Origin of the sequence: Streptomyces sp. NPDC046860 (assembly GCF_040645115.1) — a bacterium.
GTDB lineage: Bacteria > Actinomycetota > Actinomycetes > Streptomycetales > Streptomycetaceae > Streptomyces.
On sequence record NZ_JBEYXQ010000001.1, the window covers coordinates 226268 to 242779 of the forward strand.

Here is a 16512-nt window from a genome sequence, read left to right on the forward strand (position 1 = left end):
TAAGGCCACCGGTTCTCTCCGGCGGCGCGGCTGCCCGACTTCACCACCCAGCGTAGACACCCGGACCGGATAGGGCCTCGGTGCTTCGCCCACAGATGGGCTGCGGCAGGATGGATGCACCTGGTACGGGCGCGTCGTCCGCGCTCGTACTGAAGACAACCGCTGGAGACGCCCGGTGAGTTCCCCAGATCCGCAGGTTCGCGCAGCGCGAAACCCCTCATCTCCGCCCGCATCGCCCTCGCCCGCCGCCCGCGGGCCCGTCGTCGCGGTCACCGGCGCCGCCACCGGGATCGGCGCGCTGCTGACCGAGCGGCTGGCGGCGTCGGAGGAGATCCGGCAGGTCGTCGCCATCGACGAGCGGCGCGGGGAGTGCGCCGGGGCCGAGTGGCACATCCTGGACGTGCGGGACCCGGCGATCGCGGAGAAGCTGCGCGGCGCCGACGTCGTCGTGCACCTGGCCCTCGACCTGGACCTCGGCAGCGACGCGGCCGCCCGCACCGCCTACAACGTGCGCGGCACCCAGACCGTGCTGACCGCCGCGGCCGCCGCCGGGGTGCACCGGGTCGTGCTGTGCACGTCCGCCATGGTCTACGGCGCCCTGCCGGACAACGAGCTGCCGCTGTCGGAGGACGCCGAGCTGCGCGCGACCGCCGAGGCCACCGGGGTCGCCGACCTGCTGGAGATCGAGCGGCTGGCCCGCCGCGCGCCCCGCGCGCACCCCGGCCTGAACGTCACCGTGGTCCGCCCCGCCCTGCTGGTCGGCGGCACGGACACCGCGCTGACCAGGTACTTCGAGTCCCCCCGGCTGCTCGTGGTCGCCGACTCGCGGCCCGCCTGGCAGTTCTGCCACGTCGACGACCTGTGCTCGGCGCTGGAGTACGCCGTGCTGGAGAAGGTCGACGGGGAACTCGCCGTCGGCTGCGACGGCTGGCTGGAGCAGGAGGAGGTCGAGGAGCTGAGCGGCATCCGGCGCATGGAGCTGCCCTCCGCGGTCGCCCTGGGCGCCGCCGCCCGGCTGCACCGCATCGGGCTCACCCCGTCCCCGGCGGGCGACCTGGCGTACACGATGTACCCCTGGGTGGTCAGCGGCAGCAGGCTGCACTCGGCCGGGTGGCGGCCGCGCTGGACGAACGAGGAGGTCCTCGCGGAACTGCTGGAGGAGGTCTCCGGCCGGCACACGGTCGCCGGACGCAGGCTCGGCCGCAAGGACGCCACGGCGGCCGGCGCGGCGGGCGCGACCGTGGCCCTGCTGGGCGCGGCGGCGGTGGTGCGCCGGGCCCGCAAGGCGCGGCGCCGCATCTGACGCCGCCGGCGCCCGCCCGCCGGGCGTCGCGGCCGCCTCCTCCGCGACCCGCCGCACGGCGTGCGGCACCATGGAGGCATGGCACTCACGAACGAACACCCCGGTGAGCAGGCGGCCCCCAGTCCCATCAAGCTGATCGGCATCCGGGACACGCCGCTCTCGGTGGACGAGGTGTACGCCGCCCTCGGGGACGAGGCGGCGGGCGGCATCTCGCTGTTCGTGGGCACCGTGCGCAACCACGACGGCGGCGCGGACGTCGACGCCCTCGGCTACTCCTGCCACCCCTCCGCCACCGAGGAGATGCGCCGGGTCGCGGAGAAGGTCGCCGCGGAGTACCCGGTGCGCGCCCTGGCGGCCGTCCACCGGGTGGGTGACCTGGCCGTCGGTGACCTCGCGGTCGTCGTCGGAGTGTCCTGCCCGCACCGCGCCGAGGCGTTCGAGGCCTGCCGCAAGCTGATCGACGACATCAAGCACGAGGTGCCGGTCTGGAAGCACCAGCGCTTCTCCGACGGCACCGAGGAATGGGTCGGCGCCTGCTGACCCGCGCGGGCACGCCGGTGACGTTCGGCCCATCGGGTGCTCCGGTTGCGTAACCGCACCCCGGGCGTGAGCGTTGTCTCTGCGAATGGTTAATCTGCTGATCAGTCGGTTCGCGGACGCTCATGGGGTTGGGAGGTCGGCATGGCGGTGCTCGCCTGGTTGCTGATTCCGTTTATCGCCGCGGTCGCGGCCGGTCTGTGGGGGAGCTGGGCCAACCGGACCCGCAGAACCCGCGGCGACGGCCCCGAGCTCGACGGCTACGCGCGCTTCCGCGAGGCCATGGAGAAGTCCCGCACCGGAGCCCCCGGCGCCTGACAGGGGTGCCCTGACGGGGTGCTGACACCCCTGTCCCGTACTGTCGTGCCATGCCACGCCGTACTGCGACGATGCTCGCGTCCACCCTGATGCTGATCGCGCTGCTGTGCGCGGGAGTGCTCATCCCCGTGCCGTACGCGGAGATGTCCCCGGGGCCGACCGTGAACACGCTCGGGGAGCACGACGGCGAGCCGGTGCTCCAGGTCTCGGGCCGCCGCACCTATCCGGCCGACGGCCACCTGAACATGACGACCGTCCGGGTGACCAGCGCGGACTTCCGGATGAACCTCGTGGAGGCCGTCTACGGCTGGCTGGCCCACGACACCAAGGTCGTCCCGCACGACACGCTCTACCCGGACGGCAAGACCGAGGAGCAGTCCACCCAGGAGAACGCCGAGGAGTTCAGCCAGTCCCAGGAGAGCGCCAAGGTCGCCGCGCTCGAGAAACTGGGCATCCCGGTGAAGTCCTGGGTGATCGTCTCCACGGTGATCAAGGACTCCCCGGCCGAGGGCCGGCTGCACGCGGGTGACGTGATCAAGGCCGTGGACGGCAAGCCGGTACGGCAGCCCGCCGACGTGGCCAAGCTGGTGACCGCGCACAAGCCGGGCCAGAAGGCCGTCTTCACCGTCGTCCCCGCCAAGGAGCAGGCGGCCGCCGAGAAGGCGCACCGGACGGCGACGAAGACCCAGGACGTGACGATCACGACCGCCGACTCCGCCGACAAGGGCGCCCACCGGGCCATCGTCGGGATCTCCGCCGGGACCGACCACACCTTCCCGTTCACCGTCGACATCAAGCTCGCCGACGTGGGCGGCCCCAGCGCCGGACTGATGTTCGCGCTCGGCATCTACGACAAGCTCACCCCCGGCAACCTCACCGGCGGCAAGTTCGTCGCGGGCACCGGCACCATCGACGACGACGGCACGGTCGGCCCCATCGGAGGCATCGAGATGAAGACGGTCGGCGCGCGCGACAAGGGCGCCGAGTACTTCCTCACCCCGGCCGACAACTGCGCCTCCGCCGCCAAGGACACCCCGGACGGCCTCACCCTGGTCAAGGTGAAGAAGATCGGCGACGCGCTGAAGTCCCTGGAGGACATCCGCGAGGGACGCACCGCCGACCTGCCGAAGTGCACCACCAAGGGCTGAGACGACCGGCGCGGAGCCGAGACGCGCGGCACGCGAACGCGCGGGGGCGCCCCCGGGAAACCGGTGGGCGCCCCCGCGCGCAGGTGCGGTACGAGGATCAGTCGGCGAAGGTGGCCGCCAGCGCCTCGGCCAGCCCCGGCACCAGGTCGGGACCGGTCAGGACCTCGGTCGAGCTGTCCTTCTCGCGCAGCCGCAGCGCCGACTCGCGGTTGCCGTCACGCAGCACCGCGACCGTCATCCGCACCTCCTGCCGCTCCGGGCGGGAGGCCACCCACTTGGCCAGCTCGGCGTCGCTCAGCCCCTGCGGGACCTGCGTGTCGACGGACGAGGGGAGCATCAGGCGCTCCACGGTGAGCGCGCAGCCGACCACCGCGTCGGGCCAGGCGATGGTGGCGAGGAACTCGTCGAGCGGCTTGTTCGCCGGGACCTCGTCCTGCTCGATCGGGGTGAGGCCGGAGGTCGCGGTCTCCTCGTCCAGACCCAACTGGGCCGCGAGGGAAGGTTCCTGGGTGCGCAGCCGCGCGGTGTCGACGAGGGCGAAGAGGCGGGCCGGCTGGTCCCAGCCGAGGCCGGACGCGTACTCGTCGATCTCGAGTACGGCCCGGGTGAGCGGGCTCGCCGCCATGGGAGTGTTGGACATGGTCACAATCCTGCCTCGTTCCCGGCCGAAAACGGGAACCGAGTAAACCGTGAGTAAGTTGCATAGGTGGGGGCCTTCGATCACAGGGGGCCACCAGGGGCCCGCGAACCCGAGGGTCTGACGGATCGACAGCGACTTCGAGGTGCGCACCTTGGCTTTCCAGATGCCGGACCGCGGCGGAGGCCCGACGGGGCCACGGATCAGGGCGGGCCGACCGTCCCGGCGGGTGAGGACCCTCCTCGTGACCCTGGGTGTGCTGGCCGCCCTCGCCATGGCCTTCACCATGTTCGCCGGCTTCTGGACCGACTGGCTCTGGTACCGGTCGGTCCACTACTCCTCGGTGTTCACCACCACCCTGTGGACGAAGATCGGGCTGTTCTTCGTCTGCGGCGTGCTGATGGCCCTCGCGGTGGGCTTCAACATCTGGCTCGCCCACCGGCTGCGGCCCCCGCTGAGCGCCATGTCGATGGAACAGCAGAGCCTCGACCGGTACCGCATGGGCATCGCCCCGTACAAGACCTGGCTGCTGCTCGCGGTCACCGCGCTGGTCGGCCTCATCGGCGGCGCCTCCGCGGCCGGCCAGTGGCGGACCTGGCTGATGTGGGTCAACGGCGTCTCCTTCGGGCAGAAGGACCCCCAGTTCCACCGGGACGTCTCTTTCTACGCCTTCGACCTGCCCTGGTACCGCTTCCTGCTGGCCTTCGGCTTCGCCACGGCCATCCTGTCGCTGATCGCCGCCGCGCTCACCCACTACCTGTACGGCGGGCTGCGCGTCACCAGCCCCGGTTCGCGCGCCTCCGCCGCCGCGACCGGGCATCTGTCGGTGCTCCTCGGCCTCTTCGTGTCCCTGAAGGCGATCGCCTACTGGCTCGACCGGTACGGCCTCGCGGTGAAGTCCAGCGACTTCAAGACCACGGGCAACTGGACGGGCCTGCGCTATGTGGACGCCAACGCCTATCTGCCCGCCAAGACGATCCTGTTCTTCATCGCCGTCATCTGCGCCCTGCTGTTCTTCGCCACCCTGTGGCGGCGCACCTGGCAGCTCCCCGTCATCGGCTTCGGCCTGATGGTGCTCTCCGCGGTCCTGATCGGCGGCCTCTACCCGGCCATCGTGCAGAAGTTCCAGGTCCAGCCCAACGAGCAGGCCAAGGAAGCCCCGTACGTGCGGAAGAACCTCACGGCGACCCGTGAGGCGTACGGCATCGACCACACCAAGGTCAGCGAGTACCCGGGCCGGGCGGCCACCGACGACCGGACCAAGCTGCGCGACCAGGTCGGACAGACGGCCAGCATCCGCATCATGGACCCGAACGTGGTCTCGCCCACGTTCCAGCAGCTCCAGCAGATCCGGAACTACTACGGCTTCCCGACCAACCTCGACGTCGACCGGTACGCCACCAAGGACGGCAAGGAGCAGGACACCGTCCTCGGCCTGCGCGAGCTGAACCTCGCCGGCATCCCCAAGAACAACTGGATCAACGACCACTTCCGCTACACCCACGGCTACGGCGTCGTCGCGGCCAAGGGGACCGAGGCCGACGACAAGGGCCGCCCGGTCTTCACCGAGAAGAACCTGCCCTCCAAGGGCGACCTGGGCTCGTACCAGCAGCAGGTCTACTACGGCGAGAAGACCACCACCTACTCCATCGTCGGCGGTCCCCAGAAGGAGATCGACTACTCCGACGACGAGGGCGAGAAGACCACCAGCTACCAGGGCAAGAGCGGCGTCAACCTCGACAACCCGTTCAACCGGGCCGCGTACGCGGTGGCCTTCAACGAGCCGCAGATCCTCTACTCCGGGGCGATCGGCGACGGCTCGCGCATCCTGTACAACCGCACGCCCAAGGACCGCGTCGAGTCCGTCGCGCCCTGGCTGACCATCGACGGCGACGCCTATCCGGCCGTGGTCGACGGGCGCATCCAGTGGATCGTCGACGCCTACACGACCAGCAACGGCTACCCGTACGCCTCGCGCACCACGCTCGGGGACACCACGGCCGACTCGCTGACCGCGACCAACAACTCCCGCGCGGTGGTGGCCCAGCAGAACCAGGTCAACTACATCCGCAACTCGGTCAAGGCGACCGTCGACGCGTACACCGGTGACGTCAAGCTCTACCAGTGGGACTCGGCCGACCCGGTGCTCAAGACGTGGATGAAGGCGTTCCCGCACACGGTGAAGCCCCGCGCGGACATCAGCCCCGAGCTGATGGCCCATCTGCGCTACCCGCAGGACCTGTTCAAGGTCCAGCGCGAGCTGCTCACCCGCTACCACGTCACCGACGCGCAGACCTTCCTCAGCGGCAGCGAGGTGTGGCAGGTCCCGGACGACCCGTCCAACGACTCCCGCGACTCGGTCCCGCCGTACTACCTGAGCATGAAGATGCCGGACCAGAAGAAGCAGGTCTTCTCGCTGACGACGACCTTCACGCCGAACGGCCGGGACAACCTGAGCGCGTTCATGGCCGTCGACTCCGATCCGCGCGCCAGCGACTACGGCACGATCAGAATCCTGAAGCTGCCGACGAGCACCACCGTCGACGGCCCCAAGCAGGTCCAGAGCCAGTTCAACTCCGAACCGTCCATCGCGGAGACGATCAGCCTGCTGAGCCGGGGCCACTCCCAGGTGGAGTACGGCAACCTGCTCACCGTCCCGCTCGACGGCGGCCTGCTGTACGCGGAGCCGGTGTACGTGCGCGGCGGCGCCCTGAAGTACCCGCTGCTGCGCAAGGTGCTGGTGACCTACGAAGGCCGGACCGCCTTCGAGGACACCCTGGACGAGGCGCTGGACAAGGTCTTCGGGGTCAAGGGCTCCGAGCCGCCGGAGTCCGGCACCACCGAACCGCCGGCGTCCACGAACCCGACGGTCCGCCAGGCGCTCCAGGACGCGCAGAAGGCGTACGACGCGGGCCAGGAGGCACTCAAGTCCGGCCCTGACTGGGACGCCTACGCCAAGGCCCAGAAGGACCTCCAGGACGCGCTGCGCAAGGCCGAGGAGGCCCAGTCCGCGGCGGACAAGCCCCGGACCAGCGGCGACTGACCCGAGCCCGCCCCGCGCCGTGCTAGAGTTGTGCACACAACGGCGCGGGGTGGAGCAGCTCGGTAGCTCGCTGGGCTCATAACCCAGAGGTCGCAGGTTCAAATCCTGTCCCCGCTACTGAAAACGAAGGCCCGGATCTCATCGAGATCCGGGCCTTCGTGATGTGCGAACTCATGTACGCGGTGTCTCATCGGCCGCGCCGCCGACCGGAGTTGGGCCAACTGTGTTTGACTTGTCTCTCTGTGGGCATGTCGACAAAACGCTGAAGTGACCTCACGGGCTGCGGTACACCGGGTGTACCCAGGTTGCAGGTGGTGCGACGATGGACGTTATGGGGGACAAGGCAACTCTGTTCGAGACAGGGCGATTTGTGCAGCCTTCGGGTGAGGGACCGTCTCGTGACGAGTACGAGACGGTGGAGGACGCCGAGGAGGTGCGCCTCGGGATGGCCGCGCGCACCGGAGACGCCGAGGCCGCCAGCGTACTCGGCGCCATGCTGCTGCGCCGGGGAGATCTCGACGCCGCCGAACCCCAGCTCCGCGCCGCCGCCTCCGCCGGCGACCGGCCCGCCGCCAACAACCTCGGTGTCCTGCTGCACCAGCGCGGCTACCCCGACGAGGCCGCCGGCTGGTGGCGGATCGCCGCCGTCGCCGGATCGGCCGCCGCCGCGCACGCGCTCGGCCGCCACCACCGCGAGCGCGGCGACGAACCCGCCGCCGAGTACTGGCTGCGCCAGTCCGCCGAGCAGGGACACGTGCTCGGCGCCTACGCCCTCGCCGACCTGCTGGAGCACCGCGGCGACTCGCGCGCCGCGTACTGGATGCGTGCCGCCGCCGAGCGCGGCCACCGCGAGGCCGCCTACCGGCTCGCCCGTTCCCTGGACCGAGGCGACCCCGAGCCCGGCGGCCCGGAGGAGGAGCCGGGCACCGAGGAGGCGTCCGCCGAGGCCGAGCAGTGGTACCGGCAGGCCGCCGCGCGCGGCCACCGCCGGGCCGCGCTGCACCTCGGCGCCATCCTGGAGAAGCGCGGCGAGCTGAAGGAGGCCGGGCGCTGGTACCTGACCTCGGCCAAGGACGGCGAGGCCCGCGCCGCCTGCGCCCTCGGCTTCCTGCTGCGCGACGCCGGGGACACCGAGAGCGCGGCCGTGTGGTGGCTGCGCGCGGCCCAGGACGGCGACGGCAACGCGGCCAACGCCCTCGGCGCGCTGCACGCCGAGCGCGGCGAGACCCAGACCGCCGAGCGCTGGTACCGGGCCGCGCTGGACGCCGGGGACGACAACGGCGCCTACAACCTCGGGCTGCTCTGCGCCGAGCAGGGCCGCACCGCCCAGGCCGAGCAGTGGTACCGGCGCGCCGCCTACGCCGGGCACCGGGAGGCGGCGAACGCGCTGGCCATCCTGCTGCTGCGCGGCGGCGACACCAGCGGCGCCGAGCCGTGGTTCTCCAAGGCCGCCGAGGCCGGCAGCGTGGACGCCGCGTTCAACCTCGGCATCCTGCACGCCGGCCGGGACACCGAGCGGGACCGCGAGGCCGCGGTGCGCTGGTACGAGCGGGCGGCCGCCGCCGGGCACACCGAGGCCGCCCTCCAGGTCGGCATCGCCCGGCTGCGCGAGGGCGACGAGCAGACCGCCGAGCGCCACCTGCGGTGCGCCGCGGGCGGCGGCAGCGCGGAGGCCGCGTACCGGCTGGCCACCGTGCTGGACGCGCGCCGCCCGCCCGAGCCCGCGCACGAGCTGGGCGAGAGCGTGCACGACAAGACCGAGTGCGAGGAGTGGTACGAGCGGGCGGCCGGACAGGGCCACCGGCGGGCGCAGGTGCGGGTCGGCATGCTCGCGGCGGCGCGCGGTGACGTGGTCGAGGCGGCCCGCTGGTACCGGGCGGCCGCCGAGGCGGGTTCCCGCAACGGCGCCTTCAACCTGGGGCTGCTCCTGGCCCGCGAGGGCAGCGAGCCCGAGGCGGCCGTGTGGTGGACCCGTGCCGCCGACGCCGGGCACGGCCGGGCCGCGCTGCGCCTGGCCCTGGTGTACGCGCGCCGGGGCGAGCTGGCCGAGGGGCAGCGCTGGGCCGCCCGCGCGGTGGAGCTGGGCCCCAAGGAGGTCGGCGAGCGGGCGGCGCGGCTGCGCGACGCGCTGCGCGAGGAGCTGTCCGCGTGACCTGGGCCGACGGGGCCCGTGGGAACGGATTTGCCTCGGCGGCCATGGGTCCCGTAGTGTCGTGTTCACCGACGCGGGGTGGAGCAGCTCGGTAGCTCGCTGGGCTCATAACCCAGAGGTCGCAGGTTCAAATCCTGTCCCCGCTACTGAAGGCTGAGGGCCGGAATCCGAAATGGATTCCGGCCCTCAGTCGTATGCGGACGGTGAGGCGTGGGCGGGACCGCCCACGCCTGTGCGTCAGGCGGCCGAGCACTCCGGGCACAGGCCGCGGTAGGTCACCTCGACGTCGGACACCGCGAAGCCGAAGCGCTCGGTGTCGGGCAGCTCGGAGAGCGGGTCGCCGGTGGGGTGCACGTCACGGATCGCGCCGCAGCCCGAGCAGACCAGGTGGTGGTGCGGGCGGTGCGCGTTCGGGTCGTACCGCTTGGCACGCCGGTCCGTGGTGACTTCCAGCACCTCGCCCAGCGAGACCAGCTCACCCAGGGTGTTGTAGACGGTCGCGCGGGAGATCTCGGGCAGCTTCACCACGGCGCGCGCGTGGACCTCGTCGGCCGTGAGGTGGACGTGCTCGCCGTCCAGCACCTCGGCCACCACACGGCGCTGCGAGGTCATCCGCCATCCGCGTCCACGCAGCCGGTCCAGAAGGTCACTCATGGCAGCCAGGGTAACAGTCGGCCGGACAGATCCCGAACAGGTGTGATTTTGGAATCAGGGCAGGGTTGGACCATGTCCAAGTTGGTTCGGTGGGTTCCAACCCTGCCGGGCGGGGTTCAGAGAGCGGGTTCGGGGGCCCGGAGCAGGCTCCAGCAGCGGATGATGTCGCGGACCGAGACGATGCCCGCGGGCTCGCCCCGGTCGAGCACGACCAGATGCCGGAAGCCGCCGTGCGTCATGGCGCGGGCGGCCTCGTACAGGGTCCAAGCCGGGGCGGCGAAGACCACGGACGTCGTGGTGTGGGCGTGCGCGGCCTCCGCGTCCGGGTCCTGGCCCAGGCCGACGGAGTTGAGTATGTCCCGTTCGGTGAGGATGCCGATGCCGCCCGCGTCCGGGTCGAGCACCACGGCGGCGCCGACCCGGCGGGCGGACATCAGGGCGGCGGCCTGGCGGAGGGTGTGGGTGGGGCCGATGGTGAGGACCACCGTGCTCATGGCGTCTTTGACGAGGGTGGGGGAGGAGTCGGGCGCGGGCGTGAGCATGGAAGGAAGCCACCTCCTGCGGAATCCGCGCCGCACGCGCGGATTCACGAATTCACAAGTGAGGGAGGCTTCAGAGTGACAGGTAAAGGAGAGGTCAACAAGAGGGCGCACGCGGCCAGTTGAGGGCGCGCGGCCCGCGTGGGTGTGCCCGGTCCGGCCGGGTCAGCGCTCCTGGCCGAGGCGGCCGAGCAGCTCCCCGTGCAGCAGTCCGTTGGACGCCGCCGCGTCACCGCTGTGCGGGCCGTGACGCCCGTCGAGGCCGGTGAAGGTGCCGCCCGCCTCGGTCACGATGATCGCGTTCGCCGCCATGTCCCACAGCGACAGCTCCGGCTCCGCGCACAGGTCCACCGAGCCCTCCGCCACCATCATGTAGGGCCAGAAATCGCCGTACGCGCGCGTGCGCCACACCTCACGGGACAGCTGGAGGAAGTCGTCGAGCCGGCCCCGCTCCTCCCAGCCGGTCAGCGAGGAGTAGGCGAAGGAGGCGTCGGCCAGGTCGTTCACCCCGGACACATGGATACGGCTCGCCGAGGTCAGGCTGCGCCCGGTGAAGGCGCCGTGGTCCTTCGCCGCCCACCAGCGGCGGCCCAGCGCGGGCGCCGACACCAGGCCCACGACCGGGTGGAACCCGCCCGGACCCGCCTCCATCAGCGCGATCAGGGTCGCCCACACCGGGACCCCGCGCACGTAGTTCTTGGTGCCGTCGATCGGGTCGATCACCCAGCGGCGCGGCCCCGAGCCCTCGGCGCCGTACTCCTCGCCGAGCACCGAGTCGCGCGGACGGGCGCGCTGGAGATGATTGCGGATCAGCTCCTCGGCCGCCTTGTCCGCCTCGCTGACCGGCGTCATGTCCGGTTTCGTCTCGACCTTCAGGTCGAGGGCCTTGAAGCGCTCCATGGTGGCGGCGTCGGCGGCGTCCGCGAGGACATGGGCGAGGCGCAGATCGTCGAGATAGTCCGGCATGTGACGACCGTATCGGCCGGGGGCGTCCCGAAGCCACCAGGGGGAGCACGGGCGCGGCGTACGGCGCGACGGCCGGACCGCGCCCCCGGTACGCCCCCGGAGTCTTGACAGGGCCCACCGGCGAGTCAAATCTAAGCGCCACAGCTCGCCCCAGGGAGGCGAAGATGCCCGCAGCCCGCGAATCGCTGCTGGACGCCGCAGGCAGAGCGCTCGCCCACCGGCCGTGGTCGACGGTGCGCATGGTCGACGTGGCCGCGGCGGCCGGGGTGTCCCGGCAGACGCTCTACAACGAGTTCGGCAGCAAGGACGGCCTGGCCAGGGCGCTCATCCGGCGCGAGGCCGACGGCTACCTCGCCGGGGTGGACCGCGCCCTCGCCACCCACGCCGACCCCCGCGACCGCCTCGCCGCCACCGCCGAGTGGACCGCCACGGCCGCCCGCGGCAACGCGCTCGTACGGGCCATGCTCACCGGCGCCTGGACCGAACGGCTCCCCGAGCCCGCCCGCCCCGGCCTGCCCTCCGCCTCCACCGTGCCCGCGCAGCGGCGGGCCGACGGGCCGCTGCCCGCCCCCGGCGACTTCCTGCGGATCGTCCGCGACCGTGCCGTCGCCGTCCTCACCGCGCCCGGCACCCCCGCCTCCGAGGCCGCCGGGCTGGCCTTCGCCTGCGAGGTGGCCCTCCGGCTCGGCCTGTCCTGCGTGGCGGCACCCGCGGACGAGGGCGGCACCGCGGCGCTCGTCCACAACGCCCTGCACCGCCAGCGGCTCTGACGCCTCAGTGCGCCGAGCCCGACAGCTGGAGACCGATCACCCCGATGATCACCAGGGAGATGGACACGATCTTCAGGGTGGAGACCAGGTCACCGAGGAAGATCATGCCGTAGATCGCCGTGCCGGCCGCGCCGATCCCCGTCCACACCGCGTAGGCCGGACCGACGTCCAGCTTCTTCAGGGCCAGGGTGAGCAGACCGAAGCTGCCCAGGGCGAAGGACGCGAAGGCGATGGTGGGCCACAGCCGGGTGAACCCGTGGGACAGCTTCAGGCACACGGCGAAACCGGTCTCCAGAAGCCCGGCGACGATGACCATCAGCCACGCCATGTGCTGTCCTCCCGTAGGTCCGGAACCCCGGCTCGGGGCGATTATGCACTTACCGAACCCGGGTCCTCGCAAACCACACGGCGCTCAGTCGCCCTCGCGGCGCTCCCGCGTGGCCAGCAGCCGGCGCAGCGAGTACAGCCGGGCCTGGCGCGCGTGCCCCTCGGCCACCCACGCGTCCAGCGCGCAGTCCGGCTCGTCGTGACTGCACGCGCGCGGGCAGTCCGCCGTCCCCGGCACCAGGTCCGGGAAGGCGTTGATCACCCGTGACGGGTCGATGTGCGCCAGCCCGAAGGACCGCACGCCGGGAGTGTCGACCACCCAGCCCTCGCCGTCGCCCAGCGGCAGCGCGAGCGCGGAGGTCGTGGTGTGCCGGCCCCGGCCCGTCACCGCGTTGACGTGTCCCGTCGTACGCCGCCGGTCCCGCGGCACCAGCGCGTTGACCAGGGTCGTCTTGCCGACCCCGGAGTGGCCGACGAACGCCGTGATCTTCCCGTCCAGGTGCTCGCGGACCCGGTCCGCCGCGTCGCCGGTCTCCAGCTCCTCGCGGCTGGTCACCACGTACGGGATGTCCAGGTCGCCGTACAGCTTCAGCAGCTTGTCCGCGCTCGCCAGGTCCGACTTGGTCAGCACGAGCAGCGGCTCCAGGCCGCCGTCGAACGCCGCGACCAGGCAGCGGTCGATCAGCCGGGGGCGCGGCTCGGGGTCCGCGAGGGCGGTCACGATGGCGAGCTGGTCGGCGTTGGCCACCACGACCCGCTCGTAGGGGTCGTCGTCGTCGGCGGTGCGGCGCAGCAGGGAGGAGCGCTCCCCGATGCGCACGATCCGCGCGAGCGTGTCCTTCTGGCCCGACAGGTCACCGACGAGCGACACCCGGTCGCCCACCACCGCCGCCTTGCGGCCCAGCTCCCGGGCCTTCATCGCGGTGACCGTCCGCCCCTCGACCAGGCACGTCAGCCGGCCGCGGTCGACGGTGAGGACCATCCCCTCCGCCGCGTCCTCGTGCTTGGGCCGGATGTTGGTCCGCGGCCGGTTGCCCTTGCGGTTGGGACGCGTGCGGATGTCGTCCTCGTCGGTGTGCTTGCCGTAGCGGCGCATGATCGTCAGTCCGCCCGTCAGTTACCGAGCATCCCGGCCCACAGCTCGGGGAAGTCCGGGAGGGTCTTCGCCGTCGTCGCCACGTTCTCGATCCGCACGCCGGGCACCGCCAGGCCGATGATCGCACCGGCCGTCGCCATCCGGTGGTCGTCGTAGGTGTGGAACACGCCGCCGTGCAGCGGGCGGGGGCGGATGTGCAGACCGTCGGCGGTCTCGGTGACATCGCCGCCGAGCTCGTTGATCTCCTTGGTGAGCGCCGCCAGCCGGTCGGTCTCGTGCAGCCGCAGGTGGGCCACGCCCCGCAGGGTCGACGGGGAGTCCGCCAGCGCGGCGACCGCGGCGATGCCCGGGGTCAGCTCGCCCACGTCGCTCAGGTCCACGTCGATGCCGTGCACCGAGCCGGAGCCGGTGAAGGCCAGCCCGGACTCGGTCAGCTCGCAGGAGCCACCCATCTCGGTGAAGATCTCCCGCAGCCGGTCACCCGGCTGGGTGGTGCGCTCCGGCCAGTCCGGGACCGTCACCTTGCCGCCGGTGACCAGGGCCGCCGCCAGGAACGGCTGCGCGTTGGACAGGTCCGGCTCGATCGTCAGGTCACGGCCCAGCAGCGCGCCCGGCGTCACCCGCCACACGTTCGGCTCGCCGCCCGACTCCGGGGTGTCCACCTGGGCACCGACCGCGCGCAGCATGTCCACCGTCATACGGATGTGGGGGAGCGAGGGCAGCGTCGCGCCCGTGTGACGGACCTCCACACCCTGGTTGAAGCGCGGCGCGGACAGCAGCAGCGCCGAGACGAACTGCGACGAGGACGAGGCGTCCACCGACACCGGGCCGCCCTCCAGCGCCCCGCCGCCGTGCACGGTCAGCGGCAGCGCGCCCCGGCCGTCGTCGTCGATCCGGGCGCCCAGCGCCCTGAGCGCGTCGATCACGCCGTGCAGCGGACGCTCGTAGGAACGGGGGTCGCCGTCGAAGCGGACCGGGCCGTCGGCCAGCGCGGCCACCGGCGGCAGGAAACGCATGACCGTGCCCGCGTTGCCGACGTCCACCGTGGCCGGACCGCGCAGCCCGGTCGGCAGCACCCGCCACGCCTCGCCGGAACCGTCCGGACCGACGCCCTCCTCGATCTCCACGCCCATCGCGCGCAGCGCCCCGGCCATCAGCAGTGTGTCCCGCGAGCGCAGCGGGCGGCGCAGCCAGCCCGGCTCGGAGGCGAGGGCGGCCAGCACCAGGGCCCGGTTGGTGACCGATTTGGAACCGGGCACGTGGACCGTCGCGTCGACGGCTCCGGTCGCGTGCGGGGCGGGCCAGAGGGCGGTATGAGCGGGGTTCACGGTCATGCGCCCCACTTTAGTGGCTGGGACCGTACCCAGATCTTGATCCAACCAGCCCTTGGACACTCACAGCCGCAGCAGCCACCGCCCGCCCCCGATCAGCGAGCACACCGACACCGCGTGGAACAGGAACAGCCACAGCCACGCCGGTACGTGGGTCAGCCGGGACAGCTGGTCCGCGTCCGAGTCCCCGGCGCCGCCCCGCATGCGCTTCGCCTGCAGCTCGAACGGCGGGCGCACCCCGCCCAGCAGCAGGAACCACACCACCGCGTACGCGAACGCCGCCTGCACCTGCGGCCCCGCCAGCCACGACACCAGCAGGAAGGTCCCGCCGGTCAGCACCACGGTCAGCACCCCGTAGGCGTTGCGGATCATCACCAGCATCGCCAGCAGCAGGGCGGTCGCCACCCACAGCAGCAGGGTGATCCGGCCCGCCGCCAGCAGCGCGGCGCCGCCGAGCCCGAGCAGCGAGGGGGCGGTGTAGCCCGCGGCCGCGGTCAGGATCATGCCGAGCCCGTACGGCTTGCCCCGGCTGACCGTGAGGCCGCTGGTGTCGGAGTGCAGGCGTATCCCGGTCAGCTTGCGGCCGGTCACGAGCGCGATCAGCCCGTGGCCGCCCTCGTGCGCGATGGTGACCGCGTTCCGGGCCACCCGCCACACCGGATGCGGGGCGACCGCGCAGAGCGCGGCGGCCAGTGTGGCGAGGACCACCCACAGATCGGGACCGGGCTGGGTACCGCTGAGCCGGTCCCAGAGGTCGGGCAGCGCGGTGGTCGTATTGCTGTCCATGTCTACGGGTGGCTCCCTGTCGTCGGACGGACTCTGGCACTGTGGCTCATATGTGCGGACGGTATGCGGCCAGTCGTAGCCCAGAGGATCTCGCGGCGGTCTTCGACATCGAAATGGGGGTCCCCCCGGCCCCCGCCGAAGGGAGCGCCCACGCGCCGGAGCCCGAGGAGACCCTGGCGCCGGATTACAACGTGGCCCCCACCAAGGAGGTCTACGCGATCCTGGACCGTCCGCTGAAAGACGCCGCCGACCGCCGTCCGGTTCGCCAGCTGCGCCGGCTGAGGTGGGGACTGGTGCCGTCCTGGGCCAAGACGCCCGAGGGCGCCGCCCGGATGATCAACGCCCGCGCCGAGACCGTGCACGAGAAGCCCGCCTACCGCCGCGCCTTCGCCGCCCGGCGCTGCATCCTGCCCGCCGACGGCTACTACGAGTGGGTCACCGGTGAGCAGGAGCGCGACCTGGAGGTGGAGGGCAGGAAGAAGCGCCCCCGCAAGCAGCCGTACTTCGTGCTCCCCGCCGACGGCTCGGTGTTCGCCATGGCCGGGCTGTACGAGTTCTGGCGCGACCCGACCCTGCCCGCCGACCACCCCGGCGCCTGGTGGGCGACCTGCTCGGTGATCACCACCGAGGCCGAGCGGGGCCCGCTGGCCGTCGCCCCCGCCGAGGGCCCCGGCTCGCTCGCCGACATCCACCCCCGGATGCCCCTCATGCTCACCCCGGACCGCTGGGACGCCTGGCTGGACCCCGCGAGCACCGACCCCGGGGAGCTGCGGGAACTCCTGGCCCCGCCGCCCGAGGGCCTGATGCGGGCCTACCCGGTCCCCACGGCCGTCAGCAACGTCCGCAACAACGGCCCGGAGCTGCTGAAGGAGCTGGAGGGGCCGGAGGAGGGCACACTCTTCTGA

Annotated in this window: 16 protein-coding genes and 2 tRNA genes; 10 read left to right on the plus strand and 8 right to left on the minus strand. The window is 72.2% G+C overall.

Annotated elements, in window-relative coordinates; all coding sequences use genetic code 11:
• Positions 1-175: 175 nt before the first annotated feature.
• From ABZ898_RS01065 to ABZ898_RS01080, 4 genes are all read left to right on the plus strand, one after another.
• On the plus strand, positions 176-1303 hold the full coding sequence (locus ABZ898_RS01065; protein ID WP_361651487.1) for an SDR family oxidoreductase: 1128 nt from the start codon (positions 176-178) through the stop codon (positions 1301-1303).
• A gap of 78 nt (positions 1304-1381) precedes the next feature.
• Positions 1382-1843: a molybdenum cofactor biosynthesis protein MoaE gene (locus ABZ898_RS01070; RefSeq protein WP_361651489.1), complete on the plus strand. Its 462-nt coding sequence runs from the start codon at positions 1382-1384 to the stop codon at positions 1841-1843.
• A gap of 141 nt (positions 1844-1984) precedes the next feature.
• Complete coding sequence (locus ABZ898_RS01075; RefSeq protein ID WP_361651491.1) at positions 1985-2158, plus strand: hypothetical protein; 174 nt, start codon at positions 1985-1987, stop codon at positions 2156-2158.
• A gap of 50 nt (positions 2159-2208) precedes the next feature.
• Positions 2209-3306 (plus strand): PDZ domain-containing protein, encoded by a 1098-nt coding sequence (locus ABZ898_RS01080; protein WP_361651493.1) that lies wholly within the window; start codon positions 2209-2211, stop codon positions 3304-3306.
• Between the two features lie 97 nt (positions 3307-3403).
• Here the strand turns inward: ABZ898_RS01080 and ABZ898_RS01085 are convergent, their stop codons facing one another.
• On the minus strand, positions 3404-3952 hold the full coding sequence (locus tag ABZ898_RS01085; RefSeq protein WP_361651495.1) for a PPA1309 family protein: 549 nt from the start codon (positions 3950-3952) through the stop codon (positions 3404-3406).
• Positions 3953-4109: 157 nt separating this feature from the next.
• Between ABZ898_RS01085 and ABZ898_RS01090 the strand changes: the two genes are divergently transcribed.
• From ABZ898_RS01090 to ABZ898_RS01105, 4 genes are all read left to right on the plus strand, one after another.
• Complete coding sequence (locus tag ABZ898_RS01090) at positions 4110-6986, plus strand: UPF0182 family protein (RefSeq protein WP_361652255.1); 2877 nt, start codon at positions 4110-4112, stop codon at positions 6984-6986.
• A gap of 43 nt (positions 6987-7029) precedes the next feature.
• A tRNA-Met gene (locus ABZ898_RS01095) sits at positions 7030-7103 on the plus strand.
• Between the two features lie 205 nt (positions 7104-7308).
• The gene (locus ABZ898_RS01100; protein ID WP_361651497.1) at positions 7309-9138 is read left to right on the plus strand and encodes a tetratricopeptide repeat protein; all 1830 of its coding nucleotides are present in this window, start codon (positions 7309-7311) and stop codon (positions 9136-9138) included.
• A 72-nt stretch (positions 9139-9210) separates the two neighbouring features.
• Positions 9211-9284 (plus strand) — tRNA-Met (locus ABZ898_RS01105).
• Positions 9285-9375: 91 nt separating this feature from the next.
• Here the strand turns inward: ABZ898_RS01105 and ABZ898_RS01110 are convergent.
• The 3 genes from ABZ898_RS01110 to hisN all read right to left on the minus strand — a co-directional run bounded on the left by ABZ898_RS01110 (position 9376) and on the right by hisN (position 11297).
• On the minus strand, positions 9376-9792 hold the full coding sequence (locus tag ABZ898_RS01110; protein ID WP_361651499.1) for a transcriptional repressor: 417 nt from the start codon (positions 9790-9792) through the stop codon (positions 9376-9378).
• 116 nt (positions 9793-9908) lie between these two features.
• On the minus strand, positions 9909-10334 hold the full coding sequence (locus ABZ898_RS01115; protein ID WP_361651501.1) for a CBS domain-containing protein: 426 nt from the start codon (positions 10332-10334) through the stop codon (positions 9909-9911).
• Positions 10335-10496: 162 nt separating this feature from the next.
• Positions 10497-11297, minus strand: coding sequence for a histidinol-phosphatase (gene hisN / locus ABZ898_RS01120; protein ID WP_361651503.1), 801 nt, complete (start codon positions 11295-11297; stop codon positions 10497-10499).
• Positions 11298-11461: 164 nt separating this feature from the next.
• Between hisN and ABZ898_RS01125 the strand changes: the two genes are divergently transcribed.
• Complete coding sequence (locus ABZ898_RS01125) at positions 11462-12067, plus strand: helix-turn-helix domain-containing protein (RefSeq protein ID WP_361651505.1); 606 nt, start codon at positions 11462-11464, stop codon at positions 12065-12067.
• Between the two features lie 4 nt (positions 12068-12071).
• Here ABZ898_RS01125 and ABZ898_RS01130 read toward each other — a convergent pair whose 3' ends face one another.
• From ABZ898_RS01130 to ABZ898_RS01145, 4 genes are all read right to left on the minus strand, one after another.
• Positions 12072-12395 (minus strand): multidrug efflux SMR transporter, encoded by a 324-nt coding sequence (locus tag ABZ898_RS01130; RefSeq protein WP_361651507.1) that lies wholly within the window; start codon positions 12393-12395, stop codon positions 12072-12074.
• A gap of 84 nt (positions 12396-12479) precedes the next feature.
• The gene (rsgA, locus tag ABZ898_RS01135) at positions 12480-13490 is read right to left on the minus strand and encodes a ribosome small subunit-dependent GTPase A (RefSeq protein ID WP_361651509.1); all 1011 of its coding nucleotides are present in this window, start codon (positions 13488-13490) and stop codon (positions 12480-12482) included.
• Between the two features lie 17 nt (positions 13491-13507).
• Positions 13508-14824, minus strand: coding sequence for a 3-phosphoshikimate 1-carboxyvinyltransferase (gene aroA / locus ABZ898_RS01140; RefSeq protein WP_361651511.1), 1317 nt, complete (start codon positions 14822-14824; stop codon positions 13508-13510).
• A 60-nt stretch (positions 14825-14884) separates the two neighbouring features.
• A complete protein-coding gene (locus ABZ898_RS01145; RefSeq protein ID WP_361651513.1) occupies positions 14885-15607 on the minus strand; it encodes a M50 family metallopeptidase in 723 nt (240 codons plus the stop codon).
• 50 nt (positions 15608-15657) lie between these two features.
• On the opposite strand from ABZ898_RS01145, the gene ABZ898_RS01150 reads away from it, so the two are divergent.
• Positions 15658-16512, plus strand: a complete 855-nt coding sequence (locus ABZ898_RS01150) for an SOS response-associated peptidase (RefSeq protein ID WP_361651515.1) — start codon at positions 15658-15660, stop codon at positions 16510-16512.

Coding starts and splice junctions, on each gene's coding strand:
- ABZ898_RS01070 (WP_361651489.1), top strand. CDS start 1,382: ATGGCACTCACGAACGAACACCCCGGTGAGCAGGCGGCCCCCAGTCCC.
- ABZ898_RS01075 (WP_361651491.1), top strand. CDS start 1,985: ATGGCGGTGCTCGCCTGGTTGCTGATTCCGTTTATCGCCGCGGTCGCG.
- ABZ898_RS01080 (WP_361651493.1), top strand. CDS start 2,209: ATGCCACGCCGTACTGCGACGATGCTCGCGTCCACCCTGATGCTGATC.
- ABZ898_RS01090 (WP_361652255.1), top strand. CDS start 4,110: ATGCCGGACCGCGGCGGAGGCCCGACGGGGCCACGGATCAGGGCGGGC.
- ABZ898_RS01100 (WP_361651497.1), top strand. CDS start 7,309: ATGGACGTTATGGGGGACAAGGCAACTCTGTTCGAGACAGGGCGATTT.
- ABZ898_RS01110 (WP_361651499.1), bottom strand. CDS start 9,792: ATGAGTGACCTTCTGGACCGGCTGCGTGGACGCGGATGGCGGATGACC.
- ABZ898_RS01115 (WP_361651501.1), bottom strand. CDS start 10,334: ATGCTCACGCCCGCGCCCGACTCCTCCCCCACCCTCGTCAAAGACGCC.
- hisN (WP_361651503.1), bottom strand. CDS start 11,297: ATGCCGGACTATCTCGACGATCTGCGCCTCGCCCATGTCCTCGCGGAC.
- ABZ898_RS01125 (WP_361651505.1), top strand. CDS start 11,462: ATGCCCGCAGCCCGCGAATCGCTGCTGGACGCCGCAGGCAGAGCGCTC.
- ABZ898_RS01130 (WP_361651507.1), bottom strand. CDS start 12,395: ATGGCGTGGCTGATGGTCATCGTCGCCGGGCTTCTGGAGACCGGTTTC.
- rsgA (WP_361651509.1), bottom strand. CDS start 13,490: ATGCGCCGCTACGGCAAGCACACCGACGAGGACGACATCCGCACGCGT.
- aroA (WP_361651511.1), bottom strand. CDS start 14,824: ATGACCGTGAACCCCGCTCATACCGCCCTCTGGCCCGCCCCGCACGCG.
- ABZ898_RS01145 (WP_361651513.1), bottom strand. CDS start 15,607: ATGGACAGCAATACGACCACCGCGCTGCCCGACCTCTGGGACCGGCTC.
- ABZ898_RS01150 (WP_361651515.1), top strand. CDS start 15,658: ATGTGCGGACGGTATGCGGCCAGTCGTAGCCCAGAGGATCTCGCGGCG.